Origin of the sequence: Streptomyces sp. NBC_01296, assembly GCF_035984415.1 — a bacterium.
GTDB lineage: Bacteria > Actinomycetota > Actinomycetes > Streptomycetales > Streptomycetaceae > Streptomyces.
Genome location: NZ_CP130720.1, coordinates 2,480,444 through 2,497,423, shown reverse-complemented (window position 1 = coordinate 2,497,423; position 16,980 = coordinate 2,480,444). Strand labels below are relative to the sequence as shown.

Annotated in this window: 18 protein-coding genes; 14 read left to right on the top strand and 4 right to left on the bottom strand. The window is 71.2% G+C overall.

What is annotated here, in order from left to right; translation table 11 throughout:
* Nucleotides 1-65 precede the first annotated feature (65 nt).
* Nucleotides 66-1,232: a ferrochelatase gene (locus tag OG299_RS11330; protein ID WP_327361420.1), complete on the top strand. Its 1,167-nt coding sequence runs from the start codon at nt 66-68 to the stop codon at nt 1,230-1,232.
* Nucleotides 1,233-1,244: 12 nt separating this feature from the next.
* Nucleotides 1,245-2,048, top strand: coding sequence for an inositol monophosphatase family protein (locus OG299_RS11325; RefSeq protein WP_405700557.1), 804 nt, complete (start codon nt 1,245-1,247; stop codon nt 2,046-2,048).
* Nucleotides 2,049-2,200: 152 nt separating this feature from the next.
* On the opposite strand, the gene OG299_RS11320 is transcribed toward OG299_RS11325, so the two are convergent.
* On the bottom strand, nt 2,201-2,368 hold the full coding sequence (locus OG299_RS11320; RefSeq protein WP_199920421.1) for a hypothetical protein: 168 nt from the start codon (nt 2,366-2,368) through the stop codon (nt 2,201-2,203).
* 244 nt (nt 2,369-2,612) lie between these two features.
* On the opposite strand from OG299_RS11320, the gene OG299_RS11315 reads away from it, so the two are divergent.
* The 4 genes from OG299_RS11315 to OG299_RS11300 all read left to right on the top strand — a co-directional run bounded on the left by OG299_RS11315 (nt 2,613) and on the right by OG299_RS11300 (nt 6,129).
* Nucleotides 2,613-3,266: a response regulator transcription factor gene (locus OG299_RS11315; protein WP_030154340.1), complete on the top strand. Its 654-nt coding sequence runs from the start codon at nt 2,613-2,615 to the stop codon at nt 3,264-3,266.
* 5 nt (nt 3,267-3,271) lie between these two features.
* On the top strand, nt 3,272-4,516 hold the full coding sequence (locus tag OG299_RS11310; RefSeq protein WP_266633973.1) for a sensor histidine kinase: 1,245 nt from the start codon (nt 3,272-3,274) through the stop codon (nt 4,514-4,516).
* 383 nt (nt 4,517-4,899) lie between these two features.
* The gene (locus OG299_RS11305; RefSeq protein ID WP_053676268.1) at nt 4,900-5,196 is read left to right on the top strand and encodes a DUF4193 domain-containing protein; all 297 of its coding nucleotides are present in this window, start codon (nt 4,900-4,902) and stop codon (nt 5,194-5,196) included.
* Between the two features lie 12 nt (nt 5,197-5,208).
* Complete coding sequence (locus OG299_RS11300; RefSeq protein ID WP_266633977.1) at nt 5,209-6,129, top strand: hypothetical protein; 921 nt, start codon at nt 5,209-5,211, stop codon at nt 6,127-6,129.
* 54 nt (nt 6,130-6,183) lie between these two features.
* On the opposite strand, the gene OG299_RS11295 is transcribed toward OG299_RS11300, so the two are convergent.
* Complete coding sequence (locus OG299_RS11295) at nt 6,184-6,639, bottom strand: DUF3093 domain-containing protein (RefSeq protein ID WP_266633979.1); 456 nt, start codon at nt 6,637-6,639, stop codon at nt 6,184-6,186.
* Between the two features lie 58 nt (nt 6,640-6,697).
* On the opposite strand from OG299_RS11295, the gene OG299_RS11290 reads away from it, so the two are divergent.
* From OG299_RS11290 to OG299_RS11260, 7 genes are all read left to right on the top strand, one after another.
* Entirely contained in the window at nt 6,698-7,282 is a 585-nt protein-coding gene (locus tag OG299_RS11290) for a PaaI family thioesterase (RefSeq protein ID WP_327361419.1), read from the top strand.
* Nucleotides 7,282-7,818, top strand: coding sequence for a dUTP diphosphatase (dut, locus tag OG299_RS11285; RefSeq protein ID WP_266633983.1), 537 nt, complete (start codon nt 7,282-7,284; stop codon nt 7,816-7,818). Before OG299_RS11290 ends, dut begins: the two co-directional genes overlap by 1 nt.
* Before the next feature lies 1 nt (nt 7,819).
* Complete coding sequence (locus OG299_RS11280) at nt 7,820-8,599, top strand: DUF3710 domain-containing protein (protein ID WP_266633985.1); 780 nt, start codon at nt 7,820-7,822, stop codon at nt 8,597-8,599.
* Nucleotides 8,600-8,768: 169 nt separating this feature from the next.
* A complete protein-coding gene (locus tag OG299_RS11275; protein ID WP_266633987.1) occupies nt 8,769-11,366 on the top strand; it encodes a DUF4118 domain-containing protein in 2,598 nt (865 codons plus the stop codon).
* On the top strand, nt 11,363-12,049 hold the full coding sequence (locus OG299_RS11270) for a response regulator (RefSeq protein ID WP_266662855.1): 687 nt from the start codon (nt 11,363-11,365) through the stop codon (nt 12,047-12,049). The genes OG299_RS11275 and OG299_RS11270 overlap by 4 nt, the downstream gene beginning before the upstream one ends.
* 24 nt (nt 12,050-12,073) lie before the next feature.
* The gene (locus OG299_RS11265; protein ID WP_266633991.1) at nt 12,074-12,493 is read left to right on the top strand and encodes an OB-fold nucleic acid binding domain-containing protein; all 420 of its coding nucleotides are present in this window, start codon (nt 12,074-12,076) and stop codon (nt 12,491-12,493) included.
* Between the two features lie 3 nt (nt 12,494-12,496).
* The gene (locus tag OG299_RS11260; protein ID WP_327361418.1) at nt 12,497-13,249 is read left to right on the top strand and encodes a DUF3159 domain-containing protein; all 753 of its coding nucleotides are present in this window, start codon (nt 12,497-12,499) and stop codon (nt 13,247-13,249) included.
* A gap of 105 nt (nt 13,250-13,354) precedes the next feature.
* On the opposite strand, the gene OG299_RS11255 is transcribed toward OG299_RS11260, so the two are convergent.
* A complete protein-coding gene (locus OG299_RS11255; protein ID WP_053691455.1) occupies nt 13,355-14,017 on the bottom strand; it encodes a potassium channel family protein in 663 nt (220 codons plus the stop codon).
* Nucleotides 14,014-14,682, bottom strand: coding sequence for a potassium channel family protein (locus OG299_RS11250; protein ID WP_266662847.1), 669 nt, complete (start codon nt 14,680-14,682; stop codon nt 14,014-14,016). Before OG299_RS11250 ends, OG299_RS11255 begins: the two co-directional genes overlap by 4 nt.
* A gap of 198 nt (nt 14,683-14,880) precedes the next feature.
* Between OG299_RS11250 and OG299_RS11245 the strand changes: the two genes are divergently transcribed.
* A complete protein-coding gene (locus OG299_RS11245) occupies nt 14,881-16,929 on the top strand; it encodes an APC family permease (RefSeq protein WP_266634001.1) in 2,049 nt (682 codons plus the stop codon).
* The last annotated feature ends 51 nt before the right edge of the window (nt 16,930-16,980 follow it).

The window sequence follows — 16,980 nt, the reverse complement described above, 5'->3', positions numbered from 1 at the left end:
CGCGGTGCGAGACGCGTGGCCGGGCCGTTTCCCCGGCGCGGACGCCGGGTGGCAGGATTCGAGCCATGTCAGACCAGCTCCGCGCCGCCGCCTCGGCATCGGCCGAAGGCCTCGCCGGCCCCTACGACGCCCTCCTGCTGCTCTCCTTCGGCGGCCCCGAGGGGCCCGACGACGTCGTGCCGTTCCTGGAGAACGTCACGCGCGGGCGCGGCATCCCGCGCGAGCGGCTCAAGGAGGTCGGGCAGCACTACTTCGGCTTCGGCGGGATCAGCCCGATCAACGGGCAGAACCGCGAGCTGCTGGACGCCCTGCGCAAGGACTTCGCCGACCACGGACTGGACCTGCCCGTGTACTGGGGCAACCGGAACTGGGCCCCGTACCTCACCGACGTGCTGCGGGAGATGGCCGCCGACGGGCGCCGCCGGATCGCGGTGCTCGCGACCAGCGCGTACGCCTCGTACTCGGGCTGCCGGCAGTACCGCGAGAACCTCGCGGACGCGCTGGCGACACTGGCCGAGGAGGGCGTCGCCGAGCTGCCGAAGGTCGACAAGCTGCGGCACTACTTCAACCACCCGGGCTTCGTACAGCCGATGATCGACGGGGTGCTCGCCGCGCTGGAGTCGCTGCCGCAGGAGGTGCGCGCCGGCGCGCACCTGGCCTTCACCACGCATTCGATCCCCACCGCGGCCGCCGACACCTCCGGCCCGGTCGAGGAGCACACCGCCGGCGGCGCGGGCGGGGCCTACGTCAAGCAGCACCTGGACGTCGCGCAGCTGATCGCGGACGCGGTACGGGCCGAGACGGGCGCGGAGCTGCCCTGGGAGCTCGTCTACCAGTCGCGCAGCGGCGCCCCGCACATCCCGTGGCTGGAGCCGGACATCTGCGACCACCTGGAGGCCCTGCACGGCGCCGGGGCGCCCGCGGTGGTGATGGTCCCGATCGGGTTCGTCTCGGACCACATGGAGGTCCTGTACGACCTCGACACGGAGGCCACGGCGAAGGCGGCGGAGCTCGGGCTCCCGGTCGCCCGGTCCGCGACGGTCGGGGCCGACCCGCGGTTCGCGGCGGCGGTCCGGGAACTGGTGCTGGAGCGCGCCGCCGCGGAGCGGGGCGAGCCGGCGGAGCGGTGCGCGCTCGGGCTGCTCGGGCCCAGCCACGATCTGTGCGCGGTGGGCTGCTGCCCGGCGCGCAGCCCCCGGCCGGCAGCCGCGGGCATCGACAGCCCGTACTAGGAAAGGGCGAGCGTGATTTCCGAAGAGCTGAAGGCCGAACTGCTGGACGTGGGGCTGGACGCCGCGCGGCAGGCCGGGGAGCTGCTGCGGGACGGCCGGCCGGCCGATCTCGCGGTGGCGGCGACGAAGAGCAGCCCGATCGACGTGGTGACCGAGATGGACATCGCGGCGGAGAAGCTGATCACCGGCATCCTCGCGCGGCGGCGGCCCGAGGACGGGCTGCTCGGCGAGGAGGGCGCGGACAGCCCCGGGACGAGCGGCGTGCGGTGGATCGTGGACCCGCTGGACGGCACCGTCAACTACCTGTACGGGCTGCCGAGCTGGAGCGTGTCGATCGCCGCCGAGTACGAGGGCGCGACCGTCGTCGGGGTGGTGGCGGCCCCGATGCGGGGCGAGACGTACCGCGCGGTGCTCGGGGGCGGGGCCTGGCTGGGGGAGGCCCGCCTCGCGTGCCGGGCGGCCGCCCCGCTGGACCAGGCGCTGGTCGCGACCGGGTTCGCGTACCTCCAGGCGCGCAAGGAGCAGCAGGCGGACGTCGCGCAGCGGGTGATCCCGAAGGTGCGGGACATCCGGCGGGGCGGATCGGCCGCGCTGGACCTCAGCGACGTGGCCGCAGGGCGGCTGGACGCGTACTACGAGCGGGGGCTCAACCCCTGGGACCTGGCCGCGGGCGAGCTGATCGCCCGGGAGGCCGGGGCGCTCACGGGCGGGCGGCCCGGCAGGCCGGCCTCGGGGGAGCTGGCGCTCGCCGCCACCCCGGCGGTGTTCGCGTCGCTGCAGCCCCTGCTGGAAGAGGCCGGGGCCTGGCACGACTGAGGCCCTCGCCGGCCCCGGCCCGGCCGCCGCGGTGCCCGTACGGCCGGTTCGTACGGCTGGGCCCGTACGGCCGGGCCCGGGCATGAGGGAACCCCGGCTGCCGCGTACGGTCGCCGGGGTTCGGGTCGGACTGGCGGGGTCAGGGAGGTGAGTCAGCAGGCGGAGACGGGAACTCCGTGTTCGGCTGCGAGGCGCTGGAGATCTTCCAATTCCGCCTGCTCCACTTCCACGAGGAAGTCGTCGCCCGTCTCACGGGCCTGATTGAGGTCCGACTGCGTGGCCCGGATGCGCTGCAGGAGACCCGCGGTGAATGCGTCCATGGTGGGTTCGCCCCCTCTTCGTGGGTCGGCGGCGGCACGTGGCAGTCCGCCGTCAGGGAGTGGTTGGGGTGTGCTCACGTCCTCCCCGGCACCCTGGGCCCAGAAACCTCGAGAGACGAGGGAATCCACACTTCCGGCCCGGGCAGGCCCCCGAGCGACGCCTTACAGCCGGTTTACGGCCGAAACGTGCAGGATGGACGACGCAATACACGTGTGCCCTCAGGGCTCGATGGAAGGAAACGACGTGCGCGTACTCGTCGTCGAGGACGAGCAGCTGCTCGCCGATGCGGTGGCCACCGGGCTGCGCCGGGAGGCCATGGCCGTGGACGTCGTGTACGACGGCGCCGCGGCCCTGGAGCGCGTCGGGGTGAACGACTACGACGTGGTCGTGCTCGACCGGGACCTCCCGCTCGTGCACGGCGACGACGTCTGCCGGAAGATCGTCGAGCTCGGCATGCCCACCCGCGTGCTGATGCTGACGGCGTCCGGAGACGTGAGCGACCGGGTGGAGGGCCTGGAACTGGGCGCGGACGACTACCTGCCCAAGCCCTTCGCGTTCAGCGAGCTGACCGCCCGCGTGCGCGCCCTGGGGCGGCGCACCACCGTGGCCCTGCCCCCCGTACTGGAACGGGCCGGCATCAAGCTGGACCCGAACCGGCGGGAGGTGTTTCGTGAGGGCAGGGAGGTACAGCTGGCGCCCAAGGAGTTCGCGGTGCTGGAGGTTCTCATGCGGAGCGAAGGGACCGTCGTCTCCGCCGAGCAGCTGCTGGAGAAGGCATGGGACGAGAACACCGACCCCTTCACGAACGTGGTGCGGGTCACGGTCATGACCCTGCGGCGCAAGCTCGGGGAGCCGCCGGTCATCGTGACCGTGCCTGGCTCCGGATACCGGATCTGACGCGGGTGGCGGCGACCCCGGCACCACCGACGGTGCCGCCGAGACCGACCTGGGACCCCGGCCAGCCCGAGGGTCCCTTCCCTTGGCTGCGGCCGACCATCCGCATACGCCTCACGCTGCTGTACGGCGGCATGTTCCTGATCGCCGGCATCCTGCTGCTGTCGATCATCTACCTGCTGGCGGCGCAGGCGCTGCGCGAGGGCAACGGACCGGCGTTCAAGATCCTCGGCGGCACTGACATCCGGGTCACCAGCAGCTGTCCCGGCATTGTTGGTACGGGTCAGAACCCCGACCAGTTCAACGCCGCGATCAACGCCTGCATCCTGGACGAGCGCCGGCACGCGCTGGACGACCTGCTCAGCCGGTCGCTGATGGCCCTGCTCGGCCTAAGCATCATCGCCTTCGCCTTCGGCTACGCGATGGCCGGCCGGGTGCTCTCGCCGCTGGGCAAGATCACCCGGACCGCCCGCCGGGTGGTCGGCTCCGACCTGACCCGGCGGATCGAGTTGGACGGGCCGGACGACGAGCTCAAGGAGCTCGCCGACACCTTCGACGAGATGCTCGACCGGCTGGAGCGGGCCTTCACGGCCCAGCAGCGGTTCGTCGCGAACGCCTCGCACGAGCTGCGCACCCCGCTGGCGATCAACCGGACGCTGCTGGAGGTGCACCTGTCGGACCCGGGTGCTCCGGTGGAGCTCCAGCAGCTGGGCAAGACGCTGCTGGCCACCAACGAGCGCAGCGAGCAGCTGGTCGAGGGCCTGTTGCTGCTGGCACGCAGCGACAACCAGATAGTCGAGCGCAAGCCCGTGGACCTGGCGGAGGTCGCCTCGCGCGCCATCGACCAGGCGCGCGGGGAGGCGGCGGTGAAGGGCGTGGAGATCCGCGGCGAGCGGGCGCCGGCCGTGGTCCAGGGCAACGGCGTCCTGCTGGAGCGGATCGCGCTCAACCTGGTGCAGAACGCCGTCCGGTACAACGTGCCGGAGGACGGCTGGGTCGAGGTCACGACGGAGTCCCAGCACGGTCAGGCGGTCCTCGTGGTCTCGAACACGGGTCCCGTGGTTCCCGCGTACGAGGTGGACAACCTCTTCGAGCCCTTCAGGCGGCTGCGTACGGAGCGCACGGGCAGCGACAAGGGTGTGGGGCTCGGTCTGTCGATCGCGCGCTCTGTCGCGCGCGCACACGGCGGACGGATCTCCGCGACGCCCCGCGAGGGCGGTGGCCTCGTGATGCGTGTCACTTTGCCCCTCTGAGCCACCTCGTCACATGTTCGCTGTTGGCTGAATGACCGAAGGGTGGGAGTGTGGTGGCTGTGTGATCGATCACATTGTCGAGTGTGGGGTCATGTGCGTTCAGTGACCCCGAAGGGGGCCGGAAAGCCCGGGAAGTCCGGGTTTCCCGCCCCTCGAACGGCGGGAAATACACGGGGTGGCGTTTGTGCAAGACGGCCCCCGGACCGTGTACGGTCCCGGTCGTCATCCCAGCCAATCGCTCCTTCAGGTGTGCGGCTGGGTGTCGATTGAGTAACAGACCTTGATGTGAGGCAAAATCTCCGCCTCAGGTCGGGCACAAGTCCGGCCTCTCGCGCGTTACGTGCGCTGAGACACCGCTAAATCCCAGAGGGGGAGAGCGAAAAATGGCAACGGACTACGACACCCCACGCAAGACCGACGACGACGTCGACAACGACAGCATTGAAGAGCTGAAGGCCCGGCGTAACGAGAAGTCGTCCTCGAACGTCGATGTCGACGACTTCGACGCGGCGGAGGGCATGGAGCTCCCCGGCGCGGACCTCTCCAACGAGGAACTGGCCGTCCGGGTGCTGCCCAAGCAGGCCGATGAGTTCACCTGCATGAGCTGCTTCCTGGTGCACCACCGCAGCCAGCTGGCACGAGAGAAGAACGGTCAGCCGATCTGCCGCGACTGCGACTGAGAGGCGTCGGCCGTGACCGGCTCGACACCGTTTCGGAAGCTGCGCTTCCGGAAAGCTGGTGATCCGGCGGAGACGCAGGCGGGAGCCACGGGCCCGGAAACGGGCCCAGGAGCCCCCGGCGTAGCCGACGTGTCCTCCGGCACCGCCATGGCGGTGCCGTCGGCCACAGAGTCCGACGAGGCGGCCCGGCGCAGGTCCGGGGCTCGTCGGCTGCAAGCGGTCAAGAGTGGTGTGCGCAAGGGCGGCGAACATGCCAGGGCCGCCGTCCTGCACATCGCGGACCGCATCATCGAGAACGCACCGCGCGTTCCGGTTCGGGACCTCGCGACCCTGCGCGCGCAGTTCCCGGGCCTCGGTCCCGATCAGCTTGCCGACAAGCTGATCGCGGGCGCCTCGTACGGCACCTCCACCGTGGGCGCGGGCGTCGGAGCCGCGGCCATGCTGCCGGTGCCGCCCGCGATGCCGGCCGAGCTGGCCGCGGAGGTCACCGGGGTCGCACTGATCGAGCTGAAGCTCATCGCGGAGCTCCACGAGGTGTACGGCCTGCGGGCCCCCGGCAACCTCAAGGACCGCAGCCTCGCCTACGTGACGTCGTGGACGGAGGAGCGCGGGGTGGACCTGACGCAGCCGACGACGCTGAACATCGCGCTCGGCGGTCAGATGAAGCGCGAACTGCGCCAACAGATCGTGAAGCGGACGTTCCGCAACCTGCCGATGCTGCTGCCGTTCATGGTGGGCGCCGCCGTCGGCGCGGTCATGAACCGCCGGGACACCCTCAAACTCGCCGAGAAGGTCCGTGCCGACCTGCGGAGCCGGGCGGTGGCGTGGGACTCGCTGCCGCAGCTCCCGCCCCTTGAGCAGCCCTCCGAGCCCCTTCCCGAGGCTGTCAGAGCCGTCCTGGAAGGTCCGGCGGACGACCCGCCCCCGGTCTGACCCGCGCTGCGGCCTCCCGCCGGGCCCCCGGCCCCGTCCCCGGCCCCCGGCCGATCAGCCCTTGGCCGACCGGATCGCCTTGACCAGGGCCTGCGGCTCGCGGGTGGAGACGTACGCGTACGGGGTCGGGTCCTCGGGGTCGGTGATCGGGATGCGCACCGCCGTCGGGACGTAGCTGCGCAGCAGCATGAAGGCGCGGGTGTCCGCCTTGTACGTGCGCCAGGCGCGCGCCTCCTCCGGCTCGAGCACCTCGGGCTCGCCCAGGGCCGCCACCGGGATCCGCGCGTCACCGGCGGCCAGCGCACCGTTCACCACGCGCACGCGCGCGGAGCCGTACGAACTCACCAGCATCCCCGCCAGCGCGGTGCCCCCGACCAGCCCGGCCAGCAGCGGCAGCGTGCCCAGCGGCAGCAGCATCAACGCGCACGCGAGGCCGATGAGTACGGCGATGGCCCACCACGAGCGGGGGGCGGTCAGACGTTCGTCGTGGTGCGCGGGGGAGAGCTGCATGGCACCAAGCCTGCCACGAGGCGACCCGCGGGTAGCGGCGCGGGTAAGGTCTGCGGCTGTGAGTGGACGAAACACAGCGTTGACGCCCCCGGCCGATGCCGCCGCGCCGGTCCGGCACCCCGATGCCCCGGCACCCGGCGAGCTGCTCGGTGCGCACTACGAGCACTGCTTCGGCTGCGGCGAGGGCCAGCCCCACGGACTCCACCTGGAGGCCCGTGCGGGTGAGGGTGTGCGGGTCACCGCCGAGTTCACCGTCAAGCCCGCCCATCAGGGCGCTCCCGGCCTCGCCCACGGCGGCGTGCTCGCCACCGCGCTCGACGAGACGCTGGGCTCCCTGAACTGGCTGCTGCGCGTCATCGCGGTGACGGGACGGCTGGAGACGGACTTCGTGCGGCCGGTGCCCGTGGACACCGTGCTGTACCTGGAGGCCGAGGTGACCGCCGTCGCCGGGCGCAAGATCTACTCCACCGCGGTCGGCCGGATAGGCGGGCCCGAGGGCCTGGTCGCCGTGCGCGCAGACGCGCTCTTCATCGAGGTGAAGGTCGACCACTTCATCGACAACGGTCGGCCCGAGGAGATCCGGGCGGCGATGTCCGACCCGGACCAGGTCAGGCGCGCACGCGCCTTCGAGGTGAACCCCTGATGTCTGACAACAACCCCGCGCCCGTCGACGTGCTGATCCGCCGCGTCGACCCCGAGGTGCCCCTGCCCGCGTACGGCCACCCCGGCGACGCCGGCTGCGACCTGGTGACCACCGAGGCGGCCGTGCTGGAGCCCGGCGAGCGCACCGTACTGCCCACGGGCGTGTCCATCGCCCTGCCCGACGGGTACGCCGCCTTCGTGCACCCGCGCTCGGGCCTGGCCGCCCGCTGCGGGCTCGCGCTCGTGAATGCCCCCGGGACGGTGGATGCCGGGTACCGTGGGGAGATCAAGGTGATCGTGGTCAATCTCGACCCGCGCGAGAGCGTCCGGTTCGAGCGCTTCGACCGCATTGCCCAGCTGGTTGTCCAGAGGGTCGAGAAGGTGCGCTTCCACGAGGTGGCGGAACTTCCCGGCTCGGCCCGGGCCGAGGGGGGTTTCGGCTCCACCGGCGGTCATGCGGCCGTGGCCGGATCCGGCGCTGGTCAGCAGGGTGGGAATGGCTACGCTTCGGTCGTATCCGACCGGGAAGGACAGTGACGTGTTCGGACGTCGCAAGAAGAACGACTCCGCCAAGGACGGCGGCGCGGCCGAGCAGGTCGTGGACGGCGTGGCTGCCGATGAACAGGACGGCGGCGAGGAGCAGGACTCCGCGCCCCGCAGGGTGAATCTGCCGCCCGCCCCGCGGCCCGACGGCCCCTGGGACGTCTCCGAGGTGCCCGGTGCACCGGAGGAGGGTCGCGTCGACCTGGGCGGCATTCTCGTACCGGGTGTCGAGGGCATGGAACTGCGCGTCGAGGTCGCCGGTGACGCGATCGTCGCCGCGACGGTCGTCCTCGGCGACAGCGCCGTGCAGCTGCAGGCCTTCGCGGCGCCCAAGAAGGAAGGCATCTGGGGCGAGGTCCGCGACGAGATCGCCACGGGCATCACCCAGCAGGGCGGCATCATCGACGAGGTCGAGGGTCCGCTGGGCTGGGAGCTGCGCGCCCAGGTGCCCGTACCCATGCCCGACGGCCAGACCGGCGCCCAGCTGGTCCGCTTCGTCGGCGTCGACGGCCCGCGCTGGTTCCTGCGGGGCGTCATCTCCGGCCAGGGCGCGGTGCGCCCCGAGTCGGCGGGCGTGCTCGAGCAGATCTTCCGGGAGACCGTCATCGTGCGCGGCGACGGCCCGATGGCTCCGCGCGACCCGATCGTGCTGAAGCTGCCGAACGACGCCCAGATGGTGCCGGACGGCGTGCAGACCGAGGACCAGGAGGGCTCCCGCTTCTCCGGCGGCATGGGCCAGCTGGAGCAGGGCCCGACGATCACCGAGGTCCGCTGACCGGCGGATCTCCGGCGACGCCTGCTCGGCGACTGTTTCAGGCCGCGGGCCGTACTCCTTCGGGGGTACGGCCCGCTGTCGTACCCGCGGGGTGTCAGAGATCCGTCAGGGATCGGCGGACGGCCGGGAAAAGTGCGTGATCGGCGGAAACGTCCCGGAGAATGGGCGCATGGGACGCGGCAGGCTACGGATCTACCTCGGCGCGGCGCCCGGTGTGGGCAAGACGTACGCGATGCTCTCCGAGGGTCATCGCCGGGTGGAGCGGGGCGGCGACTGCGTCGTCGGCTTCGTCGAGCACCACGGGCGGCCGCGCACCGAGGTGATGCTGCACGGGCTCGAACAGCTGCCGCGGGGGGAGCTCTCGTACCGGGGCGCCGCCTTCACCGAGATGGACGTGGACGCCGTACTGGCGCGCCGGCCCGCGGTCGCCCTCGTGGACGAGCTCGCGCACACCAACGTGCCCGGCTCGCGCAACGCGAAGCGCTGGCAGGACGTCGAGGAGCTGCTGCAGGCGGGCGTCGACGTCGTCACCACGGTCAACATCCAGCACCTGGAGTCGCTCGGCGACGTGGTGGAGTCCATCACCGGCGTGCGGCAGCGCGAGACCGTGCCGGACGAGGTGGTGCGGCGCGCCGACCAGATCGAGCTCGTCGACATGTCCCCGCAGGCACTGCGCCGGCGCATGGCGCACGGGAACATCTACCAGTCCGACAAGGTCGACGCGGCCCTGTCGAACTACTTCCGGCCCGGCAACCTCACCGCCCTGCGCGAGCTCGCGCTGCTGTGGGTGGCCGACCGGGTGGACGAGTACCTTCAGCAGTACCGGGGCGAACACGACATCCGCTCCACCTGGCAGGCCCGCGAGCGGATCGTCGTCGGGCTCACGGGCGGGCCCGAGGGCCGTACGCTCATCCGCCGCGCCTCCCGGATGGCGGCCAAGGGCTCCGGCAGCGAGATCCTTGCCGTCTACATCGCCCGCAGCGACGGGCTGACCGCGGCCTCGCCGAAGGAGCTGGCGGTCCAGCGGACGCTGGTCGAGGATCTTGGCGGAACGTTTCACCATGTGATCGGCGACGACATCCCCGACGCCCTGCTCGCCTTCGCCCGCGGGGTCAACGCCACCCAGATCGTGCTCGGCTCCAGCCGCCGCAAGGCCTGGCAGTACGTCTTCGGCCCTGGTGTCGGCGCCACCGTGGCCCGCGACTCGGGGCCCGACCTCGACGTGCACATCGTCACGCACGAGGAGGTCGCCCGGGGCCGCGGCCTGCCCGTGGTCCGCTCGGCGGCCCGGCTCGGACGGACCCGGATCATCGCGGGCTGGGTCGTCGGGATGGTCCTCCCCGCCCTGCTGGCCGTGCTCCTCACGCACGTGAACGCCGACCCGGGCCTGGCCAACGAGATGCTGCTGTTCCTCTCGCTGACCGTGGCCGCCGCGCTGCTGGGCGGGCTCTGGCCGGCGCTGGCCTCGGCCGCCTTCGGCTCGCTGCTGCTGAACTACTTCTTCGCCCCGCCCGTGCACCGCCTCACCATCTCCGACCCCAAGAACATCGTGGCCATCGCCGTCTTCTTCGGGGTGGCCGTCTCCGTGGCCTCGGTGGTGGACCTGGCCGCGCGGCGCACCCACCAGGCCGCCCGGCTGCGGGCCGAGTCCGAGATCCTCTCCTTCCTGGCCGGCAGCGTCCTGCGCGGCGAGACCACGCTGGACGCCCTGCTGGAGCGGGTGCGCGAGACCTTCGCCATGGAATCCGTGGCCCTGCTGGAGCGCGCGAGCGACGTCGAGCCCTGGAAGCCCGCCGGCAGCGTCGGCCCGAGCCCGGCCGGCCGCCCCGAGGACGCCGATGTGGACATGCCCATCGGGGACCACATGGCGCTGGCCCTGTCCGGCCGGGTGCTGCCCGCCGAGGACCGCCGGGTGCTCGGCGCGTTCGCGGCCCAGGCCGCCGTGGTCCTGGACCGGCAGCGGCTGGTCGGGGAGGCCGAGGAGGCCCGCCGGCTGGCGGAGGGCAACCGGATCCGGACCGCGCTGCTGGCCGCCGTCAGCCACGACCTGCGTACACCGCTGGCCTCCATCAAGGCCTCGGTGTCCTCCCTGCGCTCCGACGACGTGGACTGGTCCGAGGAGGACCGGGCCGAGCTCCTCGAGGGCATCGAGGACGGCGCCGACCGGCTCGACCACCTGGTGGGCAACCTGCTCGACATGTCCCGACTGCAGACCGGCACCGTGACCCCGCTGATCCGGGAGATCGACCTCGACGAGGTGGTCCCGATGGCGCTGGGCGGCGTACCGGAGGACAGCGTGGTGCTGGACGTCCCGGAGACGCTGCCGATGGTGGCGGTGGATCCGGGGCTGCTGGAGCGGACCGTCGCCAACGTGGTGGAGAACGCCGTCAAGTACAGCCCGGCCGGGGAGCCGGTGGTCGTCGCGGGCAGCTTCCTCGGCGACCGGGTCGAGGTGCGCGTCGTGGACCGCGGGCCCGGGGTGCCCGACGAGGCCAAGGACCGCATCTTCGCCCCCTTCCAGCGGCACGGGGACGCACCGCGCGGCGCCGGGGTGGGCCTCGGCCTCGCGGTGGCCCGGGGCTTCGCCGAGGCCATGGACGGCACCCTGACGGCCGAGGACACCCCGGGCGGCGGCCTCACGATGGTGCTGACGCTGCGCGCCGTGACACGCGACAGTGGACCGGCACACGGCGCGGCGGACGACGGGGCACCTGCCACCGACCTCATGGATCTCGACCCGATACGACAGAAAGCAGGACCTCAATGACCCGGGTGCTCGTGGTGGACGACGAGCCGCAGATCGTCCGAGCCCTCGTGATCAATCTGAAGGCACGCAAGTACGAGGTCGACGCCGCGGCGGACGGGGCCGGCGCCCTGGAGCTCGCGGCCGCCCGCCACCCCGACGTGGTCGTCCTCGACCTCGGCCTGCCCGACATGGACGGCATCGAGGTGATCAAGGGCCTGCGCGGCTGGACCAGGGTGCCGATCCTGGTCCTCTCGGCCCGGCACACCTCCGACGAGAAGGTCGAGGCGCTGGACGCCGGGGCCGACGACTACGTCACCAAGCCCTTCGGCATGGACGAGCTGCTGGCGCGGCTGCGCGCCGCCGTCCGCCGGGCCGAGCCCTCCGCAGGCGCCGGCGAGGACGAGGTGATCGTGGAGACCGACGGTTTCACGGTGGACCTCGCCGCGAAGAAGGCCGTGCGCGAGGGGCGCGACGTACGGCTCACGCCCACCGAATGGCACCTGCTCGAGGTGCTGGTCCGCAACGGCGGCAAGCTGGTCAGCCAGAAGCAGCTGCTCCAGGAGGTCTGGGGGCCCTCGTACGGCACGGAGACGAACTACCTGCGGGTCTACATGGCCCAGCTGCGGCGCAAACTGGAGGCGGACCCCTCGCACCCGCGGCACTTCATCACGGAGCCGGGCATGGGATACCGCTTCGAGAGGTAGCGGGGGCGCCGGTACGCTTCCTGTATGAGTGCTGAACCGCGTCCCGAGAAGTCCGCCAAGCCGGTCAGGCCGGCGGGCCGGTTCCGGCGGATGATAGAGCGGCTGTCCACCTCGCAGGAGGAGCTGCATTCGGCGGAACTGCAGGAGGACGCAGAAGCCGCGGGGTGCACGCGGATCTGCGACTGCCACGACCGCCAGATAGTCAAGGTCACGGGAACCCTGCGTACCGTCACCCTCCGGCCGCGCGCGGGAGTGCCCGCCCTGGAGGCGGAGCTCTTCGACGGCTCGGCCGCGCTGGACGTGGTCTGGCTCGGGCGTCGCTCGATCGTGGGAATCGAGCCCGGCCGGCGCATGATCGCCTCAGGGCGGATCTCGCTGAGCCACGGCCGCCGGGTCCTCTTCAACCCGAAGTACGAACTCCGACCGCTCGGACAGGAGCACTGACCGGTGACGTCATTCGACAAACCGACCACCCCGGACCCCGCAGGCGGGCCGTCCCCGGATCCGGCCGCCGACCAGAAGGCCGTGACCCAGGCGGCGCTCTTCGACGCCTTCGGCGGCGTCCGGGGCACCGTGGAGACGATGCTCCCCGGGCTGCTCTTCGTGATGATCTACACGGTCAACAAGGACGTGAAGATGTCCGCGATCGCGGCGGGCGCCGTCGCGGTCCTGCTCGTGATCGTGCGGCTGCTGCGCAAGGACACCGTGAAGCACGCCTTCAGCGGGGTCTTCGGCGTGGGGGTCGGCGTGGCCTTCGCCCTGTTCACGGGCACCGCCAAGGGCTTCTACCTGCCCGGCATGATCTACGGCGCCGGGCTGGGCGTGGCCTTCACGCTGTCCGCGCTCGTCGGGTTCCCGCTGCTGGGCGTGATCCTGGGCCCGGTGTTCAAGGAGAACCTGTCCTGGCGCACCCGCAACCCCGGGCGGAAGAAGGCGTACACCAAGGCCAGCCTGGCCTGGGGGCTCATCTTCCTGGCGAAGTACGCGATCCTCTTCCCGCTGTACTGGTGGGGGGACGCGACGCAGCTGGGCTGGGTGCTCATCGCGCTGAAGCTGCCCCCGATGGTGCTCGCGGTGTACTTCACGTGGGTGTTCCTGGCGAAGGCCCCGCCGCCGATCGACGTGATCGCGGAGTGGGAGGCCAAGGACGCCGCCGAGGAGGCCGCCAAGGCCGCTGCCGCCCGGGAACACGGGGCCTGACCCCCCGCCGGCGGGCTCGGGTGCCCGGGCCTGCCGGACGATGACGCGAAAGGGGCGGGCCGACCATCGGATGGTCGGCCCGCCCCTTCGTCGTGTCGCGTGCCGTCAGTGACGGGCCTGGAGGAGGTCCTCCAACTGTTCCTCGCGGGCCTGGGCGGCCACGAAGAGCAGTTCGTCGCCCGGCTCGAGGGTCTCCTCCGCGTGCGGGGTCAGGACCCGGTTGCCGCGGATGATCGTGACCAGCGAGGTGTCCTCGGGCCAGGTGATCTCGCTGATCTGGGTCCCGGCGACCGAGGAGTCGGCGGGCAGGGTCAGCTCGACGAGGTTGGCGTCGCCGTGGCTGAAGCGGAGCAGCCGCACCAGGTCGCCGACGCTGACGGCCTCTTCGACCAGGGCCGACATCAGACGCGGCGTGGAGACCGCGACGTCGACGCCCCAGGACTCGTTGAAGAGCCACTCGTTCTTCGGGTTGTTCACCCGCGCCACGACCCGGGGGACCCCGTACTCGGTCTTGGCCAGGAGGGAGACGACCAGGTTGACCTTGTCGTCGCCCGTGGCGGCGATGACGACGTTGCAGCGCTGCAGCGCGGCCTCGTCGAGCGAGGTGATCTCGCAGGCGTCGGCCAGCAGCCACTCGGCCTGCGGCACCCGCTCCACGGAGATGGCGGTCGGCGCCTTGTCGACGAGCAGCACCTCGTGCCCGTTCTCCAGGAGCTCGCCCGCGATGGAACGGCCCACCGCGCCGGCTCCGGCGATCGCGACCCTCATGCGTGTGCCTCCTCGGGGCCCTCGGTGAAGGCCGCCTCGACCTTGTCGATCTCGTCCGTACGCATCATCACGTGGACGAGGTCGCCCTCCTGCAGCACCGTCTGGGACGTCGGCAGCATGGCCTCGCCCAGCCGGGTGAGGAAGGCCACGCGGACGCCGGTCTCGTCCTGCAGCTTGCTGACCTTGTGCCCGATCCAGGCGGCGGAGGTGTGCACCTCCGCGAGCTGGACCCCGCCGCTCGGGTCGCGCCACAGCGGCTCGGCCCCGGACGGCAGCAGCCGGCGCAGCATCTGGTCGGCGGTCCACCGCACGGTGGCGACGGTCGGGATGCCCAGGCGCTGGTAGACCTCGGCGCGCTTCGGGTCGTAGATGCGGGCGGCGACGTTCTCGACACCGAACATCTCGCGCGCCACGCGGGCAGCGATGATGTTGGAATTGTCACCACTGCTGACGGCTGCGAAAGCGCCCGCTTCCTCGATCCCGGCCTCGCGCAGCGTGTCCTGGTCGAAGCCGACCCCGGTGACGCGGCGGCCGCCGAATCCGGCTCCCAGCCGGCGGAATGCGGTGGGGTCCTGGTCGATGACCGCGACCGTATGCCCCTGCTGTTCCAAGGTCTGCGCGAGGGCGGAGCCCACCCTTCCGCAGCCCATAATGACGATGTGCACGGCCGTCCTTCCGGCTGTCAGCGCTCGCTGGTTCCCAGCCTCATTGCATGCTCTGGCTTCACAGGGTCTCAGACCATGGCCCAAGCTACACACGGGCGGTCACCCATGGGGGCTCTTGCGGTGCACTCGGGCACTCATCGACCGGCTTAGGGGGTGGGGGGTTCGTCAGGCTGATTTCGAACGCTTACGATCCTCTGCGTGTCCAAACTGACCGACGTGCCCAAACGGATCCTGATCGGCCGGGCGCTGCGCAGCGACCGCCTCGGAGAAACCCTCCTCCCCAAGCGGATCGCCCTCCCCGTCTTCGCGTCCGACCCGCTTTCCTCAGTGGCATATGCCCCGGGTGAAGTCCTGCTGGTCCTCTCGATCGCGGGCGTGTCGGCGTACCGCTTCAGCCCCTGGATCGCCGTCGCGGTCGTCGTGCTGATGTTCACCGTGGTTGCCTCCTACCGGCAGAACGTTCACGCCTACCCCAGCGGCGGCGGCGACTACGAGGTCGCCAACACCAACCTCGGCCCCAAGGCCGGCCTCACCGTCGCGAGCGCCCTGCTCGTCGACTACGTGCTGACCGTCGCCGTGTCGATCTCCTCGGGCGTCGAGAACCTGGGCTCGGCCATTCCCTTCGTCGTCGAGAACAAGGTGCTCTGCGCAGTCGGGATGATCCTGCTGCTCACGCTGATGAACCTGCGGGGCATGAAGGAATCCGGCAAGCTCTTCGCGATTCCGACCTACGTCTTCGTCGTGGGCGTATTCATCATGATCGCGTGGGGTGCCTGGCGCGGCATCGTCCTCGGCGACACCATGAAGGCCCCGACCGCCGATTTCGAGATCAAGGCGGAACACGAGGGCCTGGCGGGGTTCGCCCTGGTCTTCCTGCTGCTGCGGGCCTTCTCCTCCGGCTGTGCCGCCCTGACCGGCGTCGAGGCGATCAGCAACGGCGTACCCGCCTTCCGCAAGCCCAAGAGCAAGAACGCGGCGACCACCCTGGCCCTCATGGGCGCCCTGGCCGTGACCATGTTCTGCGGCATCATCGGCCTGGCCATGGCCACCGATGTCAGGATGGCCGAGAAACCCGCCACGGACCTGCTGGTCAACGGCATCCCGGTCGGCCCCGAATACGTCCAGAACCCGGTCATCTCCCAGGTGGCCGAGGCGGTCTTCGGCGACGGCTCGTTCTTCTTCATCCTTCTGGCCGCGGCCACCGCACTCGTGCTGTTCCTCGCGGCCAACACCGCGTACAACGGCTTCCCGCTGCTCGGCTCGATCCTCGCCCAGGACCGCTACCTGCCGCGCCAGCTGCACACCCGTGGCGACCGGCTCGCCTTCTCCAACGGCATCGTGCTGCTCGCCGGCGCGGCCGCCCTGCTCACCTGGGTCTACGGGGCCGACTCGACGAGGCTGATCCAGCTCTACATCGTCGGCGTCTTCGTATCCTTCACGCTCAGCCAGACCGGCATGGTCCGTCACTGGAACCGCCATCTGAAGGCCGAGACGGACCCTGCCAAGCGCCGTCACATGATCCGCTCCCGGGCGATCAACACTTTCGGCGCCTTCTTCACCGGCCTGGTGCTGGTCGTCGTGCTCGCCACCAAGTTCACCCACGGCGCCTGGGTCGCCCTGCTCGGCATGGTGATCTTCTACGGCACGATGACGGCCATCCGCAGGCACTACGACCGGGTCGCCACCGAGATCGCCGCCGCGGAGGAGCGCCCCGACGAGTACGTGCGGCCCTCGCGGGTGCACTCCGTCGTCCTGGTGTCCAAGCTCCACAAGCCCACCCTGCGCGCCCTCGCCTACGCCAAGCTGCTGCACTCCAACCGGCTGGAAGCGCTCAGCGTCAACGTCGACGATGCCGAGACCAAGGCCCTCAAGGAGGAGTGGGAGCGGCGCGGCATCAACGTTCCGCTCAAGATCCTCGACTCGCCCTACCGGGAGATCACCCGCCCCGTGGTCGAGTACGTGAAGGGGCTGCGCACCGAGAACCCGCGCGATGCCGTCAGCGTGTACATCCCGGAGTACGTCGTCGGCCGCTGGTACGAGCACCTGCTGCACAACCAGAGCGCGCTGCGGCTCAAGGGCCGCCTGCTGTTCACCCCCGGCGTGATGGTCACCTCGGTGCCGTACCAGCTGGAGTCCTCGGAGCTCGCGAAGAAGCGGGCGAAGAAGCGGCAGGACTGGAACGCCCCGGGCGCGGTGCGCCGCGGACCGGTGGACACCCCGCGCCCGAAGGACCGCACGGGGAAGTAGCGATCGGGGTGTCAAACGGCCGGACGAGATCCACGTAAACTGGTGGGTCGG

What these genes read in the sequence shown, in the direction of transcription:
- OG299_RS11330 (WP_327361420.1), top strand. Translation starts at nt 66, where the DNA reads ATGTCAGACCAGCTCCGCGCCGCCGCCTCGGCATCGGCCGAAGGCCTC.
- OG299_RS11265 (WP_266633991.1), top strand. Translation starts at nt 12,074, where the DNA reads ATGAGTGCTGAACCGCGTCCCGAGAAGTCCGCCAAGCCGGTCAGGCCG.
- OG299_RS11320 (WP_199920421.1), bottom strand. Translation starts at nt 2,368, where the DNA reads ATGGACGCATTCACCGCGGGTCTCCTGCAGCGCATCCGGGCCACGCAG.
- OG299_RS11255 (WP_053691455.1), bottom strand. Translation starts at nt 14,017, where the DNA reads ATGAGGGTCGCGATCGCCGGAGCCGGCGCGGTGGGCCGTTCCATCGCG.
- OG299_RS11305 (WP_053676268.1), top strand. Translation starts at nt 4,900, where the DNA reads ATGGCAACGGACTACGACACCCCACGCAAGACCGACGACGACGTCGAC.
- OG299_RS11295 (WP_266633979.1), bottom strand. Translation starts at nt 6,639, where the DNA reads ATGCAGCTCTCCCCCGCGCACCACGACGAACGTCTGACCGCCCCCCGC.
- dut (WP_266633983.1), top strand. Translation starts at nt 7,282, where the DNA reads ATGTCTGACAACAACCCCGCGCCCGTCGACGTGCTGATCCGCCGCGTC.
- OG299_RS11270 (WP_266662855.1), top strand. Translation starts at nt 11,363, where the DNA reads ATGACCCGGGTGCTCGTGGTGGACGACGAGCCGCAGATCGTCCGAGCC.
- OG299_RS11275 (WP_266633987.1), top strand. Translation starts at nt 8,769, where the DNA reads ATGGGACGCGGCAGGCTACGGATCTACCTCGGCGCGGCGCCCGGTGTG.